At 46.1% G+C, this 23,511-nt stretch carries 24 protein-coding genes; 12 read left to right on the top strand and 12 right to left on the bottom strand.

Features of this window, described 5'->3' with window-relative positions; all coding sequences use genetic code 11:
- On the top strand, positions 1–768 hold the full coding sequence (locus tag MKX75_RS20975) for an ABC transporter ATP-binding protein (RefSeq protein ID WP_339166642.1): 768 nt from the start codon (positions 1–3) through the stop codon (positions 766–768).
- A gap of 143 nt (positions 769–911) precedes the next feature.
- Here the strand turns inward: MKX75_RS20975 and MKX75_RS20970 are convergent, their stop codons facing one another.
- Positions 912–1,544, bottom strand: coding sequence for a DUF421 domain-containing protein (locus MKX75_RS20970; protein WP_339166641.1), 633 nt, complete (start codon positions 1,542–1,544; stop codon positions 912–914).
- A gap of 206 nt (positions 1,545–1,750) precedes the next feature.
- On the opposite strand from MKX75_RS20970, the gene MKX75_RS20965 reads away from it, so the two are divergent.
- The 8 genes from MKX75_RS20965 to MKX75_RS20930 all read left to right on the top strand — a co-directional run bounded on the left by MKX75_RS20965 (position 1,751) and on the right by MKX75_RS20930 (position 8,248).
- Positions 1,751–2,266, top strand: a complete 516-nt coding sequence (locus MKX75_RS20965) for a HEAT repeat domain-containing protein (RefSeq protein ID WP_339166640.1) — start codon at positions 1,751–1,753, stop codon at positions 2,264–2,266.
- Between the two features lie 97 nt (positions 2,267–2,363).
- On the top strand, positions 2,364–3,017 hold the full coding sequence (locus MKX75_RS20960) for a ribonuclease H family protein (protein ID WP_062835609.1): 654 nt from the start codon (positions 2,364–2,366) through the stop codon (positions 3,015–3,017).
- 210 nt (positions 3,018–3,227) lie between these two features.
- Entirely contained in the window at positions 3,228–4,097 is an 870-nt protein-coding gene (locus MKX75_RS20955; RefSeq protein WP_169481224.1) for an alpha/beta hydrolase, read from the top strand.
- 298 nt (positions 4,098–4,395) lie between these two features.
- Complete coding sequence (locus MKX75_RS20950; RefSeq protein ID WP_339166637.1) at positions 4,396–5,385, top strand: serine/threonine-protein kinase; 990 nt, start codon at positions 4,396–4,398, stop codon at positions 5,383–5,385.
- Positions 5,386–5,537: 152 nt separating this feature from the next.
- On the top strand, positions 5,538–6,119 hold the full coding sequence (locus tag MKX75_RS20945; RefSeq protein WP_339166636.1) for a hypothetical protein: 582 nt from the start codon (positions 5,538–5,540) through the stop codon (positions 6,117–6,119).
- Between the two features lie 36 nt (positions 6,120–6,155).
- Complete coding sequence (locus tag MKX75_RS20940) at positions 6,156–7,058, top strand: nucleotidyl transferase AbiEii/AbiGii toxin family protein (RefSeq protein ID WP_339166635.1); 903 nt, start codon at positions 6,156–6,158, stop codon at positions 7,056–7,058.
- A 167-nt stretch (positions 7,059–7,225) separates the two neighbouring features.
- Entirely contained in the window at positions 7,226–7,666 is a 441-nt protein-coding gene (imm48, locus tag MKX75_RS20935) for an Imm48 family immunity protein (RefSeq protein ID WP_062835582.1), read from the top strand.
- Between the two features lie 42 nt (positions 7,667–7,708).
- The gene (locus MKX75_RS20930) at positions 7,709–8,248 is read left to right on the top strand and encodes an RNA 2'-phosphotransferase (protein WP_339170543.1); all 540 of its coding nucleotides are present in this window, start codon (positions 7,709–7,711) and stop codon (positions 8,246–8,248) included.
- A 191-nt stretch (positions 8,249–8,439) separates the two neighbouring features.
- On the opposite strand, the gene MKX75_RS20925 is transcribed toward MKX75_RS20930, so the two are convergent.
- The 5 genes from MKX75_RS20925 to MKX75_RS20905 form a co-directional block, all read right to left on the bottom strand.
- On the bottom strand, positions 8,440–9,297 hold the full coding sequence (locus MKX75_RS20925; protein ID WP_339166634.1) for an SDR family oxidoreductase: 858 nt from the start codon (positions 9,295–9,297) through the stop codon (positions 8,440–8,442).
- Between the two features lie 106 nt (positions 9,298–9,403).
- Positions 9,404–9,829, bottom strand: a complete 426-nt coding sequence (locus tag MKX75_RS20920; protein ID WP_062835579.1) for an Rrf2 family transcriptional regulator — start codon at positions 9,827–9,829, stop codon at positions 9,404–9,406.
- A 61-nt stretch (positions 9,830–9,890) separates the two neighbouring features.
- On the bottom strand, positions 9,891–10,715 hold the full coding sequence (locus MKX75_RS20915) for a carbohydrate ABC transporter permease (RefSeq protein WP_036668529.1): 825 nt from the start codon (positions 10,713–10,715) through the stop codon (positions 9,891–9,893).
- Position 10,716: 1 nt separating this feature from the next.
- On the bottom strand, positions 10,717–11,589 hold the full coding sequence (locus tag MKX75_RS20910; RefSeq protein WP_339166633.1) for a sugar ABC transporter permease: 873 nt from the start codon (positions 11,587–11,589) through the stop codon (positions 10,717–10,719).
- 100 nt (positions 11,590–11,689) lie between these two features.
- Positions 11,690–12,994 (bottom strand): ABC transporter substrate-binding protein, encoded by a 1,305-nt coding sequence (locus MKX75_RS20905; protein WP_339166631.1) that lies wholly within the window; start codon positions 12,992–12,994, stop codon positions 11,690–11,692.
- Between the two features lie 135 nt (positions 12,995–13,129).
- Here MKX75_RS20905 and MKX75_RS20900 point away from each other — a divergent pair, with 135 nt between their 5' ends.
- Positions 13,130–15,049 carry a histidine kinase gene (locus MKX75_RS20900; RefSeq protein WP_339166630.1) on the top strand — a complete coding sequence of 640 codons (1,920 nt, stop codon included), beginning with the start codon at positions 13,130–13,132 and terminating at the stop codon, positions 15,047–15,049.
- On the top strand, positions 15,042–15,866 hold the full coding sequence (locus MKX75_RS20895; protein WP_339166628.1) for a response regulator: 825 nt from the start codon (positions 15,042–15,044) through the stop codon (positions 15,864–15,866). Before MKX75_RS20900 ends, MKX75_RS20895 begins: the two co-directional genes overlap by 8 nt.
- On the opposite strand, the gene MKX75_RS20890 is transcribed toward MKX75_RS20895, so the two are convergent.
- From MKX75_RS20890 to nirB, 4 genes are all read right to left on the bottom strand, one after another.
- The gene (locus MKX75_RS20890) at positions 15,867–16,496 is read right to left on the bottom strand and encodes a YfbR-like 5'-deoxynucleotidase (protein WP_076332275.1); all 630 of its coding nucleotides are present in this window, start codon (positions 16,494–16,496) and stop codon (positions 15,867–15,869) included. It abuts the gene before it with no gap.
- 285 nt (positions 16,497–16,781) lie between these two features.
- On the bottom strand, positions 16,782–17,564 hold the full coding sequence (locus MKX75_RS20885; RefSeq protein WP_062835574.1) for a formate/nitrite transporter family protein: 783 nt from the start codon (positions 17,562–17,564) through the stop codon (positions 16,782–16,784).
- A 49-nt stretch (positions 17,565–17,613) separates the two neighbouring features.
- Positions 17,614–17,940: a nitrite reductase small subunit NirD gene (gene nirD / locus MKX75_RS20880; protein ID WP_339166624.1), complete on the bottom strand. Its 327-nt coding sequence runs from the start codon at positions 17,938–17,940 to the stop codon at positions 17,614–17,616.
- Between the two features lie 56 nt (positions 17,941–17,996).
- A complete protein-coding gene (gene nirB / locus MKX75_RS20875; RefSeq protein WP_339166623.1) occupies positions 17,997–20,426 on the bottom strand; it encodes a nitrite reductase large subunit NirB in 2,430 nt (809 codons plus the stop codon).
- A 276-nt stretch (positions 20,427–20,702) separates the two neighbouring features.
- Between nirB and MKX75_RS20870 the strand changes: the two genes are divergently transcribed.
- A complete protein-coding gene (locus tag MKX75_RS20870; RefSeq protein ID WP_062835572.1) occupies positions 20,703–21,410 on the top strand; it encodes a metal-dependent hydrolase in 708 nt (235 codons plus the stop codon).
- Between the two features lie 238 nt (positions 21,411–21,648).
- Here MKX75_RS20870 and MKX75_RS20865 read toward each other — a convergent pair whose 3' ends face one another.
- Both MKX75_RS20865 and MKX75_RS20860 read right to left on the bottom strand, forming a co-directional pair.
- Entirely contained in the window at positions 21,649–21,969 is a 321-nt protein-coding gene (locus MKX75_RS20865) for a hypothetical protein (RefSeq protein ID WP_062835571.1), read from the bottom strand.
- A 226-nt stretch (positions 21,970–22,195) separates the two neighbouring features.
- Positions 22,196–23,269 carry a M42 family metallopeptidase gene (locus MKX75_RS20860; RefSeq protein ID WP_062835570.1) on the bottom strand — a complete coding sequence of 358 codons (1,074 nt, stop codon included), beginning with the start codon at positions 23,267–23,269 and terminating at the stop codon, positions 22,196–22,198.
- Positions 23,270–23,511: the final 242 nt, after the last annotated feature.

Genomic DNA, 23,511 nt, shown 5'->3' with positions numbered 1-23,511 from the left:
ATGAAACTGAATGTAGAAAATGTATCCATCTCTGTGCTGAACACGGACATCATCAAGGACATTTCATTACAGGTGAACGGTAAACAGTTCGTTGGACTGATCGGACCAAATGGTTGTGGCAAGTCAACGCTGCTCAAGAGCATCTATAAAGTGATTAAACCGCAGCAAGGCAAGGTTTTTCTGGATCATACAGATATCCTCAAATCGAGCCCGAAGATTGTTTCCAGACATATGGGCGTTGTTGGCCAGTTTAATGAGTTGAGTTTTGATTTTACGGTGCGCGAGATGGTCATGATGGGTCGTACCCCACACAAAAAAATGCTGGAAACGGATAATGAAAGGGATCACGAAATCGTGGAGCAGGCTCTGGAAAAAGTACATCTGACTGGACATGCTGATCGTAATTACGCCTCTCTGTCCGGTGGAGAGAAACAGCGTGTGGTCTTGGCACGTGTCCTGGCACAGCAACCTGAATTTCTGATTCTGGACGAGCCGACGAACCATCTGGACATTAAATACCAGCTACAAATTCTGAATATTGTCCGTGGACTCGGCATTGGCATATTGGCAGCGCTCCATGATCTCGAACTAGCAGCAGAATATTGCGATTATCTCTATGTGGTGAAAAAGGGGCAGATTGTGGTCCATGGCAAACCGGCTGATATTCTGACTCGCGAGATGATTGGTGAGGTATTCGATGTAGACTGTGAAATCTATGAGAACCCGGTTACGGGTGGCTTGGGTATTGCTTACCTAAGCACACGTTGATTACGACTATATCTTGGGTTGGATGACGTGGAGTAATCTTGTAAATAATCAATTGAAGTGAAAATAGACCGTACCTGTTGGAGCGATGTTGTTGCGTGCTCGCAGGGCCGGTCTATTGTTTTTTTGGAGAGGTTAGATAGCATCTATTGAAGCTTCGGGTCGACGGGCTGAGCATGAGCACCTTTGCTGACTTCTTGGAAAATATCTGTGGAGTTATCGCTAGGCGTTGAAGATTTGCTGCTGTTGTGTTGTTGCGGCTGATCTCCCGTTGCTGGACTGTTACCTGTAATCGTATAGTTTCGTAGTATCTCTTCCAGATCTCCAATCTTCACGGGACGAGCATGTCGTTTTAGCACGTAACCGAGTTGCCCATTGGGCTCCACCGTTGCCGTCTCCAGATCGTCTACACTTGTAATTCCGTTCTGCCGCATATGCATCTCAAGCTGATCCATCGTATAACGCATACGTTTCAGATTCGGGATAATGACCTTTCCATCCTCTACCACGATTTTGGAACTACCACTCATTAGCCGTTCAAAAACATTAAATTTCAATTGCAGCTGTTCCACCACAAGCAATGTTGCGATGAATACCGATGCCGACCCAATCGCTTTGCCAAGCTCATGATTCGCAATAGGTTGCACAATTGTTGTTCCGATGGAGATCATGATGACCGTTGTGGCGACACTCATCTGCGAGATCGACTTGCGTCCTGCAATTCGCAACAGAATCATGCCGATGAGTACAAGTAAAACGGATTTCCATATCCAGTCCATTGATTTTGTTCCTTTCTATATCCACTATGCTCTGTGATTAGGCTGTTCTGGAGTTGGGGGAATTATGCAATTGAAAGGAAGAAAGGGGAGTAAGTGAAATAGTCCCATAATAAAGGGACTATTATCCTACATCCTAAAATAAGGAAATTACCGATGTTATTTAAGTAGTCCTTTCTTATAACAAAAGAGGAGTGATATTACGTACGATGTATACGAACATAATACAAGAAATGCTTTCTAAAGGAGATATGGAAGGTGCTATCCAACAAGTAGCATGTATTGGTGAGAAAAGGGATACATCTCAATTAACCTTTCTGATTGAAATTTTAAAATCTACAGAAAACAATGTATTACGAAATGAAATTGCCATCGCTTTATCTGATATTGGAGATAATCGAGCAGTCGAGCCATTATTGGAAGTCATAACAGACCCCAAGACCTTGGGCAGCAGAGGCACATTGTTATACGCTCTTGAACACCTGGATTACATACTACATATAGAGAACATCATCCCATTTATCGGGGATTCCAGTCTGGAAGTGAGTGCACAGTCATTCATGTTATTGGAGCAAGCGATGGATAGGCTATCGGATTCACAAATACTTAGGTATCAACACATCACTGAGCTACAAATGCAAAACAATCAAAGCAAGCTTTTGGAAGTAGCTTTAGAGATGTTGAGGACATGGGGTGATCCTCCAAACATAGGAGAGTTTTCATAACCTTCTTTCTTTAAAAGAACAAACCACTGCTTTCATTCCGACCTCCCAATCGTTTACAATAAGGTATTGAATGTAGCAAATGAAGGAGCGGGTCACAGTGGCGAAACAGAAATACTATGTTGTCTGGGAAGGTAAGAAGCCAGGCGTATATAATACATGGGCGGATTGCAAAGCGCAAACGGATCATTTTACCGGAGCAAAATATAAATCGTATGAATCCAAAGCGGCTGCAGAAGAAGCGTATCGCGCCGGATGGAAAGGGAACTGGGGTTCAAGTGCAGGCGGAGCGTCGAAGACGAAGTCAGCCAGTAGCGGAAGAAGTGCAGGTATGGAAACGTCGGAAGAAGTGGATTACGACAGCATCTCTGTTGATGTGGGGACACGCGGGAACCCCGGACCAGTAGAGTACAAAGGGGTAGACACGCGCACAGGTGAGATTATTTTCTCCGTTGGACCGATTTCCAAAGGCACAAACAATCTGGGCGAATTTTTGGCCATTGTACATGCTCTAGCACATCTGAAGAAAGAAGGCAGCACCAAAACGGTGTATACCGACTCGGTCAATGCCATGAAATGGCTGAAGCAGAAAAAAGTAGCCACGACGTTAGCGCGGGACAACTCCACGGAAGAGATCTGGCTGATGATTGACCGTGCGGAGCAGTGGCTCCAGACCAATACGTACAGCAATAAAGTGCTAAAATGGCAGACCAAGCAGTGGGGCGAAATCAAGGCGGATTACGGCCGAAAATAAGTATATTTTTTTTAGATGAGCCCTTTATTTCTGGTCTATTAGAATCGTTATTTACAATTTCCAGTTTCCGCTCTATAATCATCTGAATATGATTAGTTAAACATATGGAGGAGCCTGTCATCTGCAGGCCCTCTTTATCTTTTTGGTCCATTGATTAGCAAGTCCATTCACTAGAATGGGTTATTTGAGTATATTTTGCAGGAGGCAGACATGAGTTCCATTTACAGAAGTGAAGAAGGCAAGAGTAGCATTCTTGAAGAGTATGAGATTTATTTGAATGAGTTGGGTGAGGGATTTACACGGGAGTATGTGGAGACACGTTTTGGGAAGACGCATGTTTTATTAACAGGTCCTCAAGATGGCAAGCCATTATTTATTCTTCAGGGCGGTAATTGTGTGAATCCGATGACGTTGTCATGGTTCTCTTCCTTATTTAAAGAATACCGGATTATTGCTCCTGATACGATTGGTCATCCCGGCTATAGTGAGGAAGCCAGCATCTCGACACGGTTTGATAGTTTGGCATTATGGGTGTCGGATCTGCTGGATCACTATGATATCGAAAAGAGTGCATTTATCGGTCCATCGTTTGGAGGAGGCATTATCCTCAGATTGGCCACCTATATTCCGGAACGCATTTCGTGCTCCGTATTGGTTGCTCCTGCGGGTCTCGCTGTCAATTCCAAAATCAAAACAGCTCAGGATATCACGCTACCGCTCGTCAAGTACCGCATGACGTCTTCACCATCTTCTTTGCAAAAAATTACGGACACCATGTCGTGCAACTGCATGAAAGAAATGGACAAAAACATTATCGGCAAACTTTTTAAATACGTCAGTATAGATCAGGATCTGCCCAAGCTCACGGAGCGGGAAGAACTGGTGAACTATACGTCACCAACCTTGTTGTTGGTGGGGGAGAAGGATGTATTTTTCCCAGCGGATAAGTGTATTGAACGGGCTCAAAAAATTATTCCGAATGTTCAAGCCATCAAGTATGATACAGGACATTTTCCTTCACAGGACGTACTGGTTCAAATGAACGAGGAAATAGGGCAGTTTTTACAAAAGAATTATTAAAAAAGCTGTAATAGTTGAATGGAGAAATGTATTTTTCCAGTTTAATAAAGTAATTCATCCCATATGTCGATACTCTATATAAGAGAACCCGTTTCTTCTATATAATAGTATGAATAGGGATTAGAAGTAGATCGTAGAAAGCTTGATATCATTAATATTTAAAAATTTCGCGTTGGGTGTTTCAAATTGCATCATTTGGTTTATATAGATGGTTGGCGATGAATTGCTGACTGGTTGAACCAAGTGATGCATTTACGCGGAAAGTCTTCCGATCGACAAGGTTGAAAAGAGGTCTGTTATGAGAAAAGACAATTGCAAAATGGCATTGCAACGCAATGTGATTATAAATGATACATATCAGGTAAGACAGGTATTGGCCAGCAGCGAGTTGGCTATTGTATATGCAGGGCGAGATCGTAATACAGGTGCCAAGGTAGCCATTAAAGAATTCTTCCCACTGCGACTGGCTGAGCGTCAGGCAGACAAGCGGGGAGTCTTCTGTTCATCGCGTGGATTTAGTGGGCAATATCAGGAGTTGCTAGCAGCATTTCTGCTCGAAGGTGAACTGTTATCGACACTGGATCATCCTCATATTGTTTCGTATTTGGATCATTTTGAAGCGAATGATACGGGGTATCTGGTTATGGAATACTGCACAGGGATTACGTTGACTGAGTATCTGAATGAACACAATCATGCGCTCGATGCTGCATTCATAACGGAGACGCTGCTTCCACTGGTGGATACATTGGATTATATACATAAGCAAGGCATTCTTCACCGGGATGTGAAACCTTCCAACATTATGGTGATGGAGGATGGTACGCCCAAACTTCTGGACTTCGGCTCAGCGACCCGTTGGCCTATGCAATCTGGAGAGAAACAGGCGATATTTACATCGGCTGGCTATTCTCCGCTGGAGTTTTATTCGGAAAAATCCAGTCAGGGACCTATGTCGGACATCTATAGCCTTGCAGCTCTGCTCCATTATTGGACATGCGGTCAGCCACCAATGGACGTGAAGCAACGGTTGTTCCAGGATGAACTGCCATCTGTTCGTTCACATAATGAATATGTGAATCCTTGGCTTGCACGTGTTATTCATTGGGGGCTGTCGGTGCGTTCCGAGAAACGCTGTGCTTCTCTGGTCTGGGTCAGAAGTTCGCTCCGAGTTCAAGCCTGGGTGTGGAAAGTGCGTAAACCTGGAACGGTGGAATGGTCTTTGGCTGAAAACGAACATACGCAGGTCTATGAAGTGGAGCCGAAAAAGCAGCATGAGACGGCGTAATTCATAAAATCTTTTATCTCATTTATAAAATGGTATGCAAGATAAGTGTATTTGTACAACAAATTAAAACCAATTCGACTTGTAAAAGAGGAGATTTGGTTTTTTTATTATGATTATTTCATATCACAAGATTAGTAGAAGGAAGTGACCCGATGGAATTTGAATATCATGTAACCATGAGTGATCTGAAGCAGAATGAGAAGGAAACCTTTATCAACATCTGCAATGAACAGGACGTGAAGCCCGTGTTGATCGTCTTGGACCAAGGTGAATATATTAATCAACCGATGATCACTGGCATTGTACATAGCACGGATTATGAAGAAATGAAGAACGTTATTGAAAAGGTTACCGCGAAGTTTCGGGATAGCGGATTCACGGTTGTTCGGACGAAGGTGGAAATTCAGGCAAAGGAAGAAGCGTATTTTGATCAGCCGATGCTGGCGCAGTCCAAGCCTTATTTTGAATGGCACGGTAAAGTTTATGTTGATGATGTGGGCACGTTGAAGCAGTTATGCGCCGACTCAGGCGGACATATCTCACGGAACTCGCTGAATGCAGATGGGAAAGTGAGATTCGTAACCGTCCGGGAATATGAAAGTGCAGAACAGTTTTATCGTAGAGTGGGAGAAATTCATGACATTTTGCAAATGAACAAGATCGAATTGTTAAAACAGCAATATGAACTGTGCATCTATGACAGCCGGGAAGAACTGGATCGTGGATGGATCTAATCAGAAGTTGAGTACGATGAATGGAGGAGGAGAACGATGTCCGGAAAAAGTGTACAATTACATAGCTTGAATGAGGATGAGAGATTCATTGTTGTGTTGGAAGCTCTATTGAAGCGTGCCTCTCTGGTGAATAGTCCATTTGTATTAAAAGGAAGCTTACTGACAAGACAGTATTTGGAGAATCCCAATGTTCGTTATGTGGACGACATCGACTTTCTGTATACAGGTCGAATTGAGACTGAGGATCAGGCCAATGAAATCTTTACAGACTGGATGATCCGGGTAACAGAGATGGATTTGAATGACGGTATCGTCTTCCGAAGCTTTAGTAAGAATGCTTTCTGGCGCAGAATAGACTACGCGATGGCGGATGATTTCCCTACGGTGAACACGGAACTTGCCTTTTATATTGATAGTGAACCAAGGAGCGAAAATGTGTATGAAGATGACGATGAGCTACATCTGGATATATCCTTTAACCTCGACTTGGACGAGAAGTCTGTTGCTCTATCGTACCAACCCCTGGTTGGAGAAGCTTTTGTCGTTCCTCACACCGTACCACTCTCCATTCAAATTGCATGGAAACTGCATCAAACAATAGTGAGGCCACGCTTCAAAGATCTGTACGATTTGCAGCATCTGTTGTCTAACCCGTCCTACGATCAGCAGGCGCTCAAAGAGACATTACAGACCCTGGTCAACGAGTGCAGTATGGACCCGGCTATTACGAGAGCGGATATGAAAAAGGTGCTAGTTGACGATTTGCATGATGTGTATTCGAGGTTTAATTACGATTATGACCTGCAGTATTATGCCGGAAGCCGCAGTCCTGAGATCTATTTTATGGAGTTTGTTTCGGAGCTGCGCCAAACGATGAACCACGCCGGGATTAACAATGACGCATATGAACAGTTACCAAACTGCTCTACGCATAAATAGAGATTTTAAGCGGAGCTAATAGCTTTCTGTCAGAAAGTTGCTTCGAAAGCATTCACTTCGCCTTTTATGCACAAATGGATTTGAAAGGAACACCCTATGTCCGATACAATGTTCTCATAGAGTCTGAGAGATGGATTAAATACGGCTCAGAAATGGAGAAAACCAATATGACTGAATTTATCAACGCTGACGATATTAATGACGTAATTCTGGCTGCGGCGGCAAACGAGCTGGAGCAGATGGTGGACAAAATGTGTGAGCTGATTGGCACGCCTTTGGAACAGACGACAGAACTAGAGCGTCAGGTGATGGCTGCGTTTGGTTTTGGTGCGGTATATGGCATCACGCATCGGGATCAGCTGGCGGAGCCACAGGCTCATGCCTTGAGTATTCGGATGCTAATTAAGCCGTTCAACTACAGCGAGCAACAAGCCGTCGATTTTGCCGATGACCTGATTCGAGTGGCTTCTGACCGGGAAGTTCATCCGGTGATGAACACCATTATTCATCGCGGGATCGATGGGCACCATCAATTCAATCAGGAAGACGATGAAGGGCTAGCTCGTAACATTCAGGAGATTTTAACAGCGGTTCAATCGCAGCAATAGACGAGTTTTATTGAGTTTTATTAGATTTGGGGAGTGATCACATTGGATCTGATGAAATTAAGCAAGGAACTCTCATACGCTCTGCGACATGCCCCGTGGGAGTATGAGCTGGAGCTGGACGAAGAGGGTTGGGTGGGAATTTCGCAATTGCTGGTGGCTTTGCATGAAAGTCCGCAGTGGAAGGAAGTCACGGAAGCTGATCTGGAGCAGATGATTCAAGCCTCGGAGAAAAAGAGACATGAGATCTCTTCAGGCCGCATCCGGGCATTGTATGGACATTCGACTCCGCACAAGATATCCAAGTCACCTGCCGAGCCACCGGAAATCCTGTACCATGGGACCCCGGCACGCGCAGTGAATTCCATTATGGAACATGGCTTACAGCCACGGCAGAGGCAATATGTACATCTGTCCGCAGATATCGATACGGCCAATCAGGTGGGACGAAGACGGGATGATCAGCCTGTCATTCTGAAAATCAATGCTGCTCAAGCGGCCCTAGATGGAATCCTCTTTTATCATGGAAATGAAAATATCTGGCTGGCCGATCATATTCCTGCACGTTATATTCTTGAAGCATGACTTATGAGCAATGAGCGATGAACTGTCGTGGAAATTAACAAACACCTATCGAATTGCAGTCGTAAATGAATGGGTTGAGTTTATAGTAGTTATCCATTCAACAACTTTTATATCGTTATATTGATCTTCAGCTATACCAAAAAAGGGACACATCCAACATTCGTTGGTGTGTCCCTTTTTATATTCAAAACTTACTTGCCTACAATCGCTTTGATACCTTCGCTAAGTGGCTGAGCCGGACGGCCAAGCAATGTTTCCAATGTATTACTTTCTATAGCCAGTGCACCTTCACGAATGGCACTTTGCATATCAACGAGCATGGATACGACAAAGTCCGGTAGACCTGCACCTTTCATGATGTCAGCATAAGCGGCATCGTCCACGTTCTGCACGTTGATTTCCTGTCCAAGCACTTCACCAACAATGGCAGCCAGCTCAGCTTGCGTGCGCAGTTTGCCAGACAATTCATACACAGTATTTTCATGTCCTTCACCTGCAAGTACAGCTGCGGCAGCATGAGCATAATCACTACGTGTGGCCCAGCCTACTTGGCTGTCGTTGGTGGCATGAACCCAAGGTGCGCCTTGCGTTGCTGCTTGTAGGCTGCCTGCTTCATTTTCCAGGTACCAGTTATTGCGTAAGAGGGAATAAGGAATGCCAGACTCACGAATAGCCTGTTCTGTAGCGCGATGTACTTCAGCCAGGGACAGGGTGTTTTTCTCTGTATTCACAACGCTTGTATAAGCGATGAAGCCCACGCCTGCTTTTTTGGCAGCATCCACGGCTGTCTGATGTTGGCGAATACGCGTTTCATTGTCACCATCGGTGGAGATGAGCAACAGACGGTCTACACCAGCAAAAGCGTTCTCCAACGTCTCCGGTTGATCGAAATCACCGTGACGAACGTCAACACCTTGAGAACGGAGCGCTTCCGCTTTCTCCGGATTACGTACACTGACTGCCAAATCCTTGGCAGAATCCGTTTTTAACAATGCCTCTACGACCAGTGAACCCAAGTGACCTGTTGCGCCAGTAACCAAAACTTTCATCTTCTTTTCCTCCTAGGATATGTGTTTTGTTATGGTTGTAATCAAAAATGTTATAACAGGTGTGATTACAACGAAAGGGTTAAAAAAAGCTCGCAATGAGCTTTTTTTATTCAGAGACATGAATCTGATCCATCATCTGCTGTATGGTTACACGGTTCAAGCGCTGTTCCATGGCTGTCTGAGCCTCAATGAGTTCGGCACGTAAGGTGTGTTCGATCATATTTCCCACCGGACATTTCGGGTTGGGATGTTTGTGAAAGTTAAACAACTCCCCATCCTCCACGACCTCAAGCGCTCGATATACATCGAGAAGGGTTATGTCTGCCGGATCTTTCAACAAGGAAGCACCGCCCACACCGGGTCTGACGTCGATCAGGCCAGCTTGTTTCAGCTTGGACATAATCCGCCGGATAATCACGGGATTCGTACTCACACTCTGAGCAATCACATCTCCGGTGCATTCATTCGGCATAACAGCGATCAGGGACAGGGTATGAACCGCAATGGAAAAGCGACTGCTGATTTGTCTCATGGATAATCACCACCGTTGTAACCATAATAGTTACAAAGTGAGTTGTTGTCAACTAGATCTTTTACCCCTTAACGGCTCCTGAAGTTAGTCCCCCTACAATATACTTTTGCCCAATGAGGAACACAATTAACACAGGCAAGGACGTTAGCACGATATCCGCGCTGACCAGATTCCACTGGGCACTGAATTGTCCGAAGAAGTTATATACAGCCAGCGTCATCGGCCACATTTCCACCGTGTTGAGCATATAGAGTGGAGCAGTGAATTCATTCCAGACACTCAGGAAATTCAGTACAAATACCGTCACTAGCACCGAGGTTAACAAAGGCACAATGATTCGCAGGAATAGCTTGATCCCATTACATCCGTCCATGATGGCGGCTTCATCCAGCTCTTTGGGGATGTTAGACACAAACGCATACGTAATGAACAGCGAGATCGGAATGCCCATGGCCGTGTAGAGCAGAATCATGCCGACATGTGAATTGATCATACCCATGGACTTCATCACTTCCATCAGCGGAATGTAGTTGAGCGGCAGTGTGATACCGAGAATCAGGAAGAAGTACAGAAACTTGCTGAGCCTCGAATGGTTACGTGATAACGTGAAGGCTGAGAAAGCCACGACAAACACCAATAGCAGGGAAGAGGCCCCGGAATGCAGCAGACTGTTGAAAAAAGAACCTCCCAAGTGTCCTTGTTCATAGACGATTTTGTAATTTTCGAAGATAAACTTCTCGGGCAGCGTCAGTTTCAGCACTTTGGCCTCGGCGTCCGACTTGAATGAATTCAGTACGATGACGACAAAAGGAATCAGGACCACCAGGCTAAGCAGCCAGGCGAGTGCATTTAACCCGATCGAAGCCAGTCTTTTTCTCAATCGCATATCAGTATTCCACCTTTCGATTCATCAAACGAATGATGAAGAAGGAGATGATCGCCATGATAACAAACAGGATGGTGGATAGTGCGCTCCCGAGTCCCCAATACCCTTTGGCAAAAGAGGAATAGACCGCCGTGTTAATGACATCCGTCGCGTTGCCGGGCCCACCATTGGTGAGCACGTATACGGCATCAAATACTCTCAGCCCATACGTAATATTAAGTACCGTCGCGATCGTAATGGTAGGCATCAGCATCGGAATCGTAATTCGGAACAGCTTTTGCCCGAACCCGGCGCCGTCAATGGATGCTGCCTCGTAATAATCGCGGGGGATGGCGAGCAGTCCGGCGATGAACAGCACCATGATGTACCCCATGCCTTTCCACGTATCCACTGCCATGATGGATGGCATGGCCCAGGTCAGGGAGCCCAGCCAATTCTGGGCGAGAACGTCCAGTCCCATAGAACGTAGTGTTACGTTAACGAACCCGTTGTTGGGGTCGAGCAGACTTTTGAACACAAGTCCAACAATCAGGAACGACAGCACCTGCGGGGAGAAGATAATCATCCGGTGCAGATTGGCGGCCTTTACACCGCTGACCAGCAGCAGGGCCAGAAACAAGCCCAGAACGGTCTTGGCGATGGATGTAACCAGGGTGAACAGGACTGTATTTTTGATAAAAAGCAGATAGGTCGGATCACCCGCCAGAATCGTACGGAAATGCTCCAGACCGATAAAGTTCTTCTCCGAACTATAGCTGTTCCAGTCAGTGAAGGAGTAATAGATGCCCAGCAGGGCGGGAGCGACAATGAACAGCAGATATAACACAATCGCTCCAGTTGAAAAATACCAGGGATAAATTTTGTTTGCATTCATAACCGGTAACACCTTTCCTTCCTGCCAAAATACACAAGCGGGCAAATGCCCGCTGCATGTAACGCTGTTCAGCGTTTATGTTTATCTGAAAGATACGCTATTATTGCCACGCTTCATCCTTCAACACTTTGGCTTGTTCAGCCCGACGTTTATCAATATTTTGCAGAATCTGATCCGGTGTCATGGCTCCAGCGAACATACCTGACAAGTCCTTGCCAATATCCATCCATTGTGGATCAATATATTTCACAGCGGCCTGCATGACCGTACCTTTTTCATGATTTTTCTCATAATCAATATAATCCTGTGTCAGCTTCGGTTCGATTTCCGGCCAGCAGATCGTCAGGTTACCTTCACCTTCATCGAACACACGTTGCAGATGATCGTGCTCGGTAATCCAGCGGAAGAATTTCAGCACTTCTTCGGGATGTTTACTGTTCTTGTTGCCGAACATCGCAGCCGATCCGCCCGGATTCACGCCAATCGTCTGATTGTCACCCCATGGCATGACGAAGAATCCCATGTTGTCTTCCATTTCCGGATACGCTTCGGACACTTCCTTTTCCGTACCTGGCACCCGCAGCAGCATAGCCGCTTTCTCCTGACCAAACGCTTCAATTCCCGCTTCAACTGTATTGGACAAGAAGTCTTTGCCGAAATAACCGAGATCCGCAAATTCCTTTAACTGCTCAATGACCGTCTTAAGCTGTGTCATATCAGCTACTTTCATCTCATTATTGTTCAGCTTCTCATAGGTTCCAGCTGTCGTTTGTTCATAGTTAGGCCCCGTTTCGAACAAAGGCAGAACCTGATACCACCCGCTGGCAGGTGCTTGATAGAACGGAATGATGTCTTTATCTTTAATTTTCTGGCTGATTGTCTTGAATTCGGCATAGGATGTAGGAGGCTCAATGCCAAGCTCTGCGAAGATACGTTTGTTATAGTACACATACCAGATTTTCGTTGGTGCAAAAGAAACCCCGTACACCTTGTCATTGTGACTGACAGTTGGCAAAATCTCTTCGGACATCCGACCTGTGAATTCCTCATTGGTCAGGTCTATGGCATTTTCCTCCGGTCTTACATTGGCCGGCATGCTCAGTGGGTCCACATCGACATTGAAAATGTCAGGTGCTTCGCCAGAGGCCAGCTTTACCTTGATCAGGTCACGCCACTGTGCGTCAGGAACGACCTGAAAGTCAATTTTGACACCCGTCTCCTGCTCATATTCCTTGGCCATCGTCTGCATGATGCCTGTACGCGGAATACCCGATTGGCTTGTTCCAAACGTGAGTGTCACCTTACCCGAACCTTCCGCACTTTTACCTGAGTTGCACCCGGCAAGCAGCAGGGTGGAGAGCAAGAGCACACTTGCAAGCGAAAATAGAAATCGTTTTCTCATCATTGAACCTCCCGGAATATAAAGAAAATTGTCACTTGCCGAAACACTTAATGTAAGCGTATTCTTATGTGGATAACTTTACTGCGAAGAACGAATGCGCTCAATAGACAAAAGCGTTCTGTTGGGTGGACATTTTCGATGGGTGTAACCAATATCATCATAGGACGAGGTGTGTGGGGATTGCGCTATCGATTTGGAACGCTTCAGCAAAGTCTGTTTGCCTATTACTCTGCGGTATTTATTATCTTTTCGCTCATTGTGGCGGGGCTTCTGTATGTTTTTCTCGCAAGTGACATTCGTCATCGAAGTGAAGAACAGCAGAAACAACTGGGGGTATCGATTGTCGGCAATCTGGATCAGGAAGTGGTGAAAATGAACAACTTCTCCATGAATATCGTCTATTCCAATCTGGTAAAAGAACACTTCAGTCACTACTTGGCACCAGCAGAGGACAGTGAGCAGACACTGACGAGTGATCCGGCATTGTATAAGGATACAACCACACTGATTGATGTCATTCTGGCGATTATCAGCAGCTCCAATACAGCCAAGCAGGCCAATATCTATGATGTGAACGGTAAGATGTTGGGTGCGGGTGCATTCAACGGGCAACTGTCGGTAGATCTGACTCAGCGACCTTGGTACAAGGAAACGTGGGAGCGGAGTGGCTGGCGAGTGATCCGTCTGTTAGAGGGAGGAGCTTTGCCCATGCCAACAGGGGAGGGGAAATCAGATCAACCCTACATTTCGCTTACCCGGGTATACAAAGATGGCAATTATGTCAGCCAGGGCGTTGTTGAGATTTTGCAGGATGCCGGAACCCTGTTCCAGCATTTGAATGACTTGCAGGCGAGTAACGAAGAGCTTCGCATCTATGTGATGGATGAACAAAATACACGGTTATATCCGCTTTCGTCGGACGCCGATGCTTCCGAAGCAGGCCATTTCGATGATGTGGACTTGATTCAAAATCTTTCATTTCCACCGGATACCATGCAAGAAGTAACTGATCCTCTCGATCATTCCAAACAAATGATGACGTACATGACGTCACAGGAGACGGGATGGACCGTTGTTGTCATGCAATCGAAGCAGTCCCTTTTCGCGAGTCTTAACCGGATGGCTGTGATGTTTATCGGTGCGACGTTAGCTACTCTCATGCTGATTCTGGTTCTCTCGTATCTGATCTCCAAACGGGTCACTTTACCGCTCCATCGCTTACAGCGCATTATTCAGAAGACGGGTGAGAACGATCTGATATCAGGTCAGGCTTCGGCGCATTTGTTCAAGCTGGATCATCCCGGTTCCATCCGAGAGATGGATGAGTTGAATGATACGTTTATCCGGTTGAATCAACAGCTTATGCAGTCCTTTCAGGACAGGCTGGCGATGAAATCTCAGGAGACAGAAGCGAGATTACTGGCGTTACAATCCCAGATGAACCCGCATTTTCTCTACAACAACATCACGAATATTAGCATCATGGCGGAAGAAGGCATGAATGAGCAGATTGTCGCGTTTTGTGGTCATATTGCATCCATGCTCCGTTATATTTCTACTCCGGGTAAGAACGGGGTCCCACTGTCTGAGGAACTGGATTATTGCGAGCGATATCTGGAGTGTATGAAGATTCGGTTCGAGGATGATCTGCACTACGCGTTCCATATTCCGGATGAGATGCAACATATCCAGGTTCCGATGCTGATGGTACAACCACTACTCGAAAACACCATGAAATATGGACTGGGTGATACCCCTCCGTGGAGACTGAACATTACTGGGGAAATGGATACGGTACAGGAGACTTGGCAGATCCACGTGGAAGACAACGGGCCTGGCATGGAACCCGAGGCACTTGCCAAGATCATGCATTACATCGAACAATCACAGGAGTGGGAGCGTATGCCCGATCTCGAAATTAACGGAATGGGACTCAAGAATATTTGGGTCCGATTGAAATTATGGTATGGCACTGCAGCCCACATGCATATTGCAAACAAGCCTTCCGGCGGTGTCCAGATTACACTAGGTGGTTCCATTCGAAAGGAGCATGACTGAACCCATGACGATCAAGTACAGAACGATTATTGTGGAGGACGAGGCCTTGATTCGCCGTAATGTATCACGCAAATTCAAGGAGCTGGGCACTCGGTTTGAGGTGATTGGTGAAGCGAGGAACGGTCAGGAAGCATTACAGCTCATTGAACATACTGTGCCTGATCTGGTTGTAACCGATATTCAGATGCCGGTGATGAACGGATTGGAATTGGCCAAATATCTGTATTTTGCCTACCCGCATGTGAAGATTGTCATTCTGAGTGGTTATCATGAATTCGAGTATGCACGACAGGCGATCAGCTACAAGGTGGAGGATTATCTGCTCAAACCATTGTCGGAAGAGCAGCTTCGTACACTGCTGGATGCGATGGAATTGAAGCTTGGGAGCGCAGTGGATTCGCTTGCCCATGTCAGTGCCGTACTGGATGAGCAGGTGAAGCCGGAGGATATCGCAGAGGCTGTTAAGCTGTATTTGAAGCAGAATTACATGCATGAGATTACACTCCAGGACATGGCGGGACAGATGCATTTTAGTGTGGACTATCTAGGGAAGTGTTTTAAGAAAGTAACAGGGGAGACTCCGCTGAAATATATGACAGGCCTGCGAATAAATGAAGCGAAGCGGATGCTTGTCACGCACGAGAATATGGATATCAAGACCATTGGCGGAGCGGTAGGCTATAGTGATTCCCACTATTTCAGCCGGATCTTCAAAAACAAAACCGGAATGTATCCTAGCGAGTATCGACTGCAATTACAGGAACGAAAAAAAGCCCTGTCCATGGATGATGAGCACCACCATGTTGACTTGAGCTGATTACTGGGCCAAAGCTTCTTCGGTTATTTTGCGAATATCAAACGGGGAGCGAATACCTTCATCGATCATGTCGGGGAGAATCTGTTCCAGAAAATACTGCACACAGTGGAGGTCGATATTTTTGATTTTGACCAAGGCATAACGGTACATAACGATAAATTCTTTCTCCGTATTGCCACGTTGGAGCTCAGCAAAGGCTTCATATACTTGATCCATCTTGTCTGCGACTTCGAGAATCAGTCCTTCAACCGATTGGTCTTTGCCCTCACGCAGCTGTCTGCGGAAAATAGGCTGGAACTCTTCAGGAATATTTTCATTAATAAAATGTTCAACCATGCCTTCTTCCACCTTTTGCAGCATCGAACGCAGCTCCAGTGAATAATGTTTGACGGGTGTTTTAATATCACCGATGAAGATTTCGCCATAATCATGACTGCTCGTAATTTCGTATAACTTCTTCCAATCGATGATGACTCCATGTTGTTCCTCAATATCTGCGAGCGTTTTGGCGTACTGTACCACTTTCCACGAATGGGCGGATACGCTGTGTTCTTCGAATTTGAATTTGCCAGGTGTACGAATAATACGTTCAAGATCGTTTAGTGACCTGAAGTACGTGTGAATTCCCATATAAGCGTTCATCCTTTGCTGGTTGAGTATAAGTGTGAGTATCCATCGACTATACGCCAGCTATGTCAACTGTGGATTAACGCGGATAGCGACAAAGGTAAAATGAAGTTTTAATTCTCTATAGAAGGACGAGAGGGTGAAAGGGAGGTGTACGAGAGAGTAGCAGCTTATCGACAAACAATAAAAAGCCACGATGTGTGACTGAACGTGAGTTCGGCATCCATCGTGGCTTTAGTGTATAGATATTGTGTTACCTACGCTACATATGTGCAGTAAAATCAAAAATTAGGCTTTTTTACGCACCGGTGAAGTATACCAATACGCCATGCCGACAAAGAGGGCACCACCGATGATATTACCAAGTGTCACCGGAATCATGTTGTGGAACCAGCCTGCCATTGTGATTGTATCCGGGTGGTTCGGCAGCAGCCAGGATAAAGACAGTAATGTCATATTGGCAACACTGTGCTCATAGCCACTTGCGATAAAGGCATACAGACACCACCAGATGAGAACAAGTTTGGCGATATCTTCTTTGGAACGTGCTGCCATCCAGATCGCCAGACAGACGAGCCAGTTACAGAGAATGCCCCGGAAGAACAACTCCGATACGGGAGCGGCCATCTTTTTGGCAGAGACGACGAATAACAGATGTTCCGGTGTAGCCGTTTTGAACAGGCCGCTACCGACAATGAGTAGACTTAATAGAATTGCGCCGAGCAGGTTACCAACAAAGACGAGTCCCCAGTTCTTCAGCGTATCGTTAACTGTGGTTCGGCCTGCCAGTGTACTCATGGTAAAGAACATATTGTTACCTGTGAACAGTTCCGATCCGGCAAAGATGACCAGCGTGAGCGCGAGTCCGAAGGACATGCCCATCAACATGGTTTGCAGTGGTGATTGCGCTGCAAGGAGCGGAGCACCAATACTGAAGATCAGAACGATGCCTAGTCCCACATAGGCACCAGCCATCAAGGCAGCAACCATGTAACGTGGCAGGCTTGCGTTCATTTGATCCCGTTTTTTAACCGCAGCTTCAATAATTCCCTCAACACTTGGTGTATACATCACGGTTTCCCCCATTATTTTGCATCAATCTGTGAACGTTTCAATGGAGCTATATTTCGATCCAGACCTGACCGTTTTCTACCTTCACCGGATACATCTGTACTTGACCGTTGTCTGGTGCTTGCACAAGTCCGGTCGTCAGGTCGATTTTCCAATCATACAGTGGGTCGTACAGATAATGCCCGGACACGATGCCTTCAGCCAGCGGCCCACCCTTAGGGTGGGGGTTGTGATTATCCGCAGCGAAGATGGTACCATCCGATGTAAGAAAGACAGCAAGCTGGTGATCCTGGATTTCAACTACTCTTCCGATTCGTGGCAGGAATTCTTCAACTACTCCGGCAGGGAAGTAGGTGCCTGATTGTTTTGTCGTCATCTTAAACCACTCCTTATCTATTTAACATTCCGCCAGTATTGATCTTGCGTGCTTGTTTATGGACGAGCCGATACTTCGATACCATGGAACATTTTGCTTTGGCCTTCCTCATTGCGAATCGCTTTTTGCCAAGGCTCTTCAACATGTTCAAGTGCAAACTCAATCCGCTGCATCAACGCTTTACGTTCCTCAAGGTTATCCACGACCACCGAGCGAATATGCTCCAGACCCATGCGTTCCACCCACTCGGAAGTCCGTTCCAGATAGTTGCCTGTCTCGCGGTAATATTGCATGATGGCGCCGCACAGTTCGATCAACTCTTCATCCGTTTTCACTTTGCACAGGGAATCAGCAAGTCTTGCTTTGATACCGCCGTTACCGCCGATAAAGATCTCCCAGCCGCCGTCATTACCTACGATACCGATATCTTTTGTACATGCTTCTGCACAGTTCCGCGGACAACCGTTAACAGCATATTTAAACTTGGCTGGCAGATCGAGACGTTCGAATTTACGTTCGATGCGAGCGCCCATGGCCATGGAGTCCTGTGTACCGAAGCGGCAGAATTGGGAGCCGACACATGTTTTGACCGTACGCAGCGATTTGGCGTATGCATAACCTGAAGGCATATCCAGTTCAGCCCAGACTTTAGTCAGATCTTCTTTTTTGACACCAATCAAGTCGAGACGCTGACCACCGGTAACTTTGACAGCTTTAACATCATATTTGACCGAAACGTCAGCGATGCGTTTGAGGTCCGCTGGTGTAGTCACCCCGCCATACATCCGAGGTACAACCGTATATGTTCCATCTTTTTGAATATTCGCGTTCATGCGTTCGTTAACAAAACGGGATTCCTTCTCATCTTCGTGTGTGTCCGGTGCAATCATGCCAAGGTAATAGTTGATCGCTGGACGACATTTGGAACAACCTTCAGGTTGAGTCCAACCCAGTACATTCATGACCTCTTTGGTCGTTTGCAGTCCTTTTTGACGAATTTCGGCTACGATCTCATCTCGGCCCATAGAAGTACATCCGCATATTCCCTGTTTGGCTCCACTGCTGAAGCCGTCTCCCAGCACGTATTGCAGAATTTGTTCCACAACTGGTTTACATCCACCACAAGAGCGGGTTGCACCGGTACAGGCTTTGATTTCATCTACAGTGGTAAGGCCCTGGTTTGTAATTACATCGACAATAGTTCCTTTAGTGACCCCGTTACATCCGCAGACGATCTCGTCCTCGGGCATCGTTTCAACAGAGGTTGCTTTCTTATGACCGCCACAACCTGTGCCCATGAGCGAACCGTACAATTCCTCGGTCATTTCGGTTTGATTTTTGATCAGTTTCTGCAATTCGGCAGAATCCGTAATGTCACCGAAGAGCACGGCACCAACCATTTTATTGTCACGAAGCAGAATTTTTTTGTAAGTCCGTTTCCAGTCATCTTTGTGTGAAATGACGGTGTGCTCAGGGCTGTCGATGAATTCACCTGTTGAGAAGACGTCCACACCCGAAATTTTCAATTTCGTGGATACAACAGAACCTTCATAAGGAGCCGTTTCAACTCCGCAGATATGTTTCGCCAGAATCATGCCTTGCTCGAACAATGGGGCAACGAGGCCGTAACATACCCCGCGGTGCTCTGTACATTCCCCGACCGAGTACACATTCGCAAGTGAAGTCTGCATATAGTCATCCACGACAATCCCCCGGTTCACTTCCATACCGCTTTCGCGGGCTACAGCCGTATTGGGTTTAATGCCTACAGCCATGACCACAAAATCAACATTGAGTACGGAATCATCGGCAAAACGAATTCCTTCAACGCGTTCGCCCCCCAGCAGTTCGGACGTTTGCGCACCCATTTTGAAACGGATACCCTGACGCTCCAGTTCGGCCTTCAACATGGCTGAAGCTTGCGGATCAAGCTGACGCTCCATCAGATCCTGCATCAGATGTACTACGGTAACTTCCATGCCCAATTGTACCAGACCTTTGGCAGCTTCAAGACCCAGCAGTCCGCCCCCGATAACGGCCGCTCTTTTGTACTGTTTAGCAGCATCGAGCATGACATTACAATCGGCGATATCGCGGAAACCAACGACACCTTCTTTGTCATGTCCCGGTACCGGCAGAATGAAGGAGTTGGAACCAGTGGCAATGATAATTTTGTCATAAGGGAAGCGATTTCCATCCTCCGTAACGACCTCAAGCGTATCCGAATCAATTCGGGCTACAGTAGTTCCTGTATGGAGAGTAATCCCATAATCCTCATACCAGTGGAGATCATTCAGCACGATGTCATCCAGTGTTTTGCTACCTTCCAATACATAAGACAACATAATGCGATTGTAGTTAGGGTAAGGCTCTGTGCCAAAAACGGTGATATCGAATCGCGAAGTTAATTTCAAAATTTGTTCAACCGTACTGATTCCTGCCATACCGTTACCAATGATAACGAGTTTCTCTTTTCTTCCGTTCATGTGTGTATGCCTCCTTGGATAGACGCTGTACATTACCAACAATTTTAGTGGTTTATATTTGAAATTATACAAGTAGCTGACGACAGTTTATGTGATTTAATTCACTAATAACGATAGAAGAGTCATAAATTTAATAGTGTGAGCCCGGTCACAGAAAGTTATATTTATTTTCATACAAATAAGAAATGCGAACTATTGTTCTTATTTTGTTTTCGTTGTAAAATCGGAACTGGGCCGTATATGTTCCCTATTTCTTCGAAAGGAAGTTTTTGCATCATGATGGGAAGATCCCACCTGATTATCGGGACAGGCGTATCGCTATCTGTTCTGCAGTTAGCTGGTATGCCGGTGACAGCACCGGCAGTTACGGTTGCTCTGATTGGTTCGTTATTGCCTGACATCGATGAGCCGAATTCGCTGCTGGTATCGAGAGCGTTACCTAACAGCCTGATCAGGTTGTTACAGACGATTCTGTTGCCTACAGCTGTCTTCGTGTACTTTTATGTGCATGCCAAACCGTGGAACCTGTTGCTTGCGATCCTCATTGCGCTCGTGTCATTCCTGCCTTCCCGTTCACTCCGCAAAGTGCTGATGTTTGCCATTGGACTCGGGCTGGTATTCTATGGTCACGCATTCGCACCATGGAATCTAATTACAGGCAGCTTGTTAATGCTCTGTACCACGCTAACCCACAGGGGGTTGACACACACATTGTATGGAACCGCAATATGGGCTGGCTTGCTTTACAGCACGACTCAGCAGCAGGGACCGGAGATCTGGGTAGCGGGAGGTACGGCATATGCCATGCACTTGTTGGCTGATTCACTAACCAATCGGGGGATTCGCCCGTTACCACCACTCAAGTGGCGCATACGGGCCAATCTGATGAGTACAGGAACCAAGCGTGGAGCCGTTGTGGAGAATGTCTGCATAGTGCTTACCCTTATTTTGGCCTGGATTGCTTTCTCACCGTTATTTCTCTAGTCATCCAAAAACGCCAGTCCACTAAACTGTGGACTGGCGTTTACAACAGGTATACAGTTCGTAGTGCAATGGATTGTAATATCCGTGCGACCATTTAGGATTGTGAAGGTGCATCGGTAAGATCGTCAATATCGGAAGAACCGAATACAAATAAAACAACGAGAATGACAATGATTAACAGCTCAGCGAACCCATTTCCGTCAAAGTCAGACATCACTTTAACCTCATTTCTTGGCGTTTAGGAATTGATTCTCTGTTGAAAAGCCCGTATAACGTCATTCAACGTCATATCGCCACCGATCTCATCAAGGAATTGCACCAGTTTATCTTGATTTGACGGGGTAACATTTTGGAGCGTTTTATATTGTCCGACAAGTTCAACGACCAGTGTAGCTTCTCGAAACAACGTGACCGCATCCACTCTTAACTTCCCGCTTACCAGTAATGCTGCAACGATAAGTTCCAGATTTCTTCCTTTAAGGTTGCCATTGAGAAGGGTGTTTGCGGCATTTGTTTTTTTTGAACCCTTATTCGATTTTCCGTTCCTTCCCACTGCCATAACAGGTCCCCCGCTGTTTGGTGTTTAATTCATCTTCCGTTATTGTATCTTATGTGTAATTTCCTATAATGTTCGGCCTATTGATCTACGTACGTGGAACTAAAGAATATTTACACGTGCTACTCCGATGACAGAATAACCTTTCTGTATAAATGAGTTCAACTAATATAGTTGTGGATATAAAAAAGAGACCTCCCGATATAGTTAGGAGGTCTCTTGTCAGCTGTTACGCGTTATTAATTATGGTATTCATTGTTGTCCGATCCAGACCCTTCACCAGCTTCACGATCAGCTCTTTGGCTGCATCGTAGTCGTCTGTATGAATGATGGAAGAAGAGGTGTGAATATAACGGGCACAGATACCAATAACCGTGGATGGCACACCAATTCCACTCAGGTGAACTTGACCTGCATCGGTGCCGCCTGGTGAGATGAAATACTGCATTTTGATCTGATTGGACGAAGCCGTGTCTTGCACGTACTCCACCATTCCGCGATGGGTGAACATACCTGGGTCAAAAATACGAAGTAATGCCCCTTGTCCAATATGTCCAAAGGACTGCTTGTCACCTGTCATATCATTCGCCGCGCTACAATCGAGTGCGAAGAAGATATCCGGCTGAATCAGATTGGCCGCCGTACGTGCACCGCGAAGCCCCAGTTCTTCCTGAACCGTTGCACCAGCATAGAGCGTGTTAGGCAGTTTTTCCTTGTGCAGTGCTTCAACCAGTTCAAGTGCAAGCCCTACACCGTAACGATTATCCCACGCTTTAGCCATAATTTTCTTCGGATTGGCCATGGGTGTGAATTCACAGATCGGCACGATCTGCATACCTGGGTGGATGCCCCAAGATTCTGCTTCCGCACGGTTGTCGGCCCCGATATCAAGATACATGGTGTTCAGGTCCACAGGTTTGCTCCGCTGGGACTCGTCCAGCAAGTGTGTAGGTGTAGAGCCTACAACTCCGGTAATCCGGCGATCAGGTGTGATGATTTCCAGTCGTTGAGACAGTACAGCCTGACTCCACCATCCGCCCAGTGGACGGAACTTGATCATGCCTGTTTCTGTAATGCCTGTAGTCATGAAACCTACTTCGTCAAAGTGTCCGGCTACCATAACTTTAGGGCCGGATTCCTCCCCGCGCAATACACCAAAAAGACTTCCCAGGCGATCCTGTACGAATTCCTCGGTATAAGCGGAAAGTTGCTCTTTCATCCATCCGCGAAGCTCACGTTCAAAACCGGATGCGGAAGGAAACTCCGTTAATGTACGGAACATATCCATCGTTTTTTCATTCATGTGTCAACAACTCCTCTGTTGGTATGTAGTTCAGGTCATAGTAGAACGGCTACCCGCCTGTTGTCCTTTAAGATGTAGTTCAAAAAGTCTTTTATCTTTTTGAACATGCACTTTAATATGCTGAGGACTTGTTATTTAACCACTGGTCACATTACAGTATGAACCTTGCGTTAGTGATTGTCCATGTTTATGTCACGTATTTAAGGCATGTTTTGGGCTCGGATCGTGTCCGAATTTCAAGA

The sequence above is a fragment of the Paenibacillus sp. FSL R5-0341 genome (genome assembly GCF_037975235.1).
Classification (GTDB): domain Bacteria; phylum Bacillota; class Bacilli; order Paenibacillales; family Paenibacillaceae; genus Paenibacillus; species Paenibacillus amylolyticus_A.
Note: the sequence above shows the minus strand (reverse complement) of the source record. Positions and strands in the feature narration are given on the sequence as shown.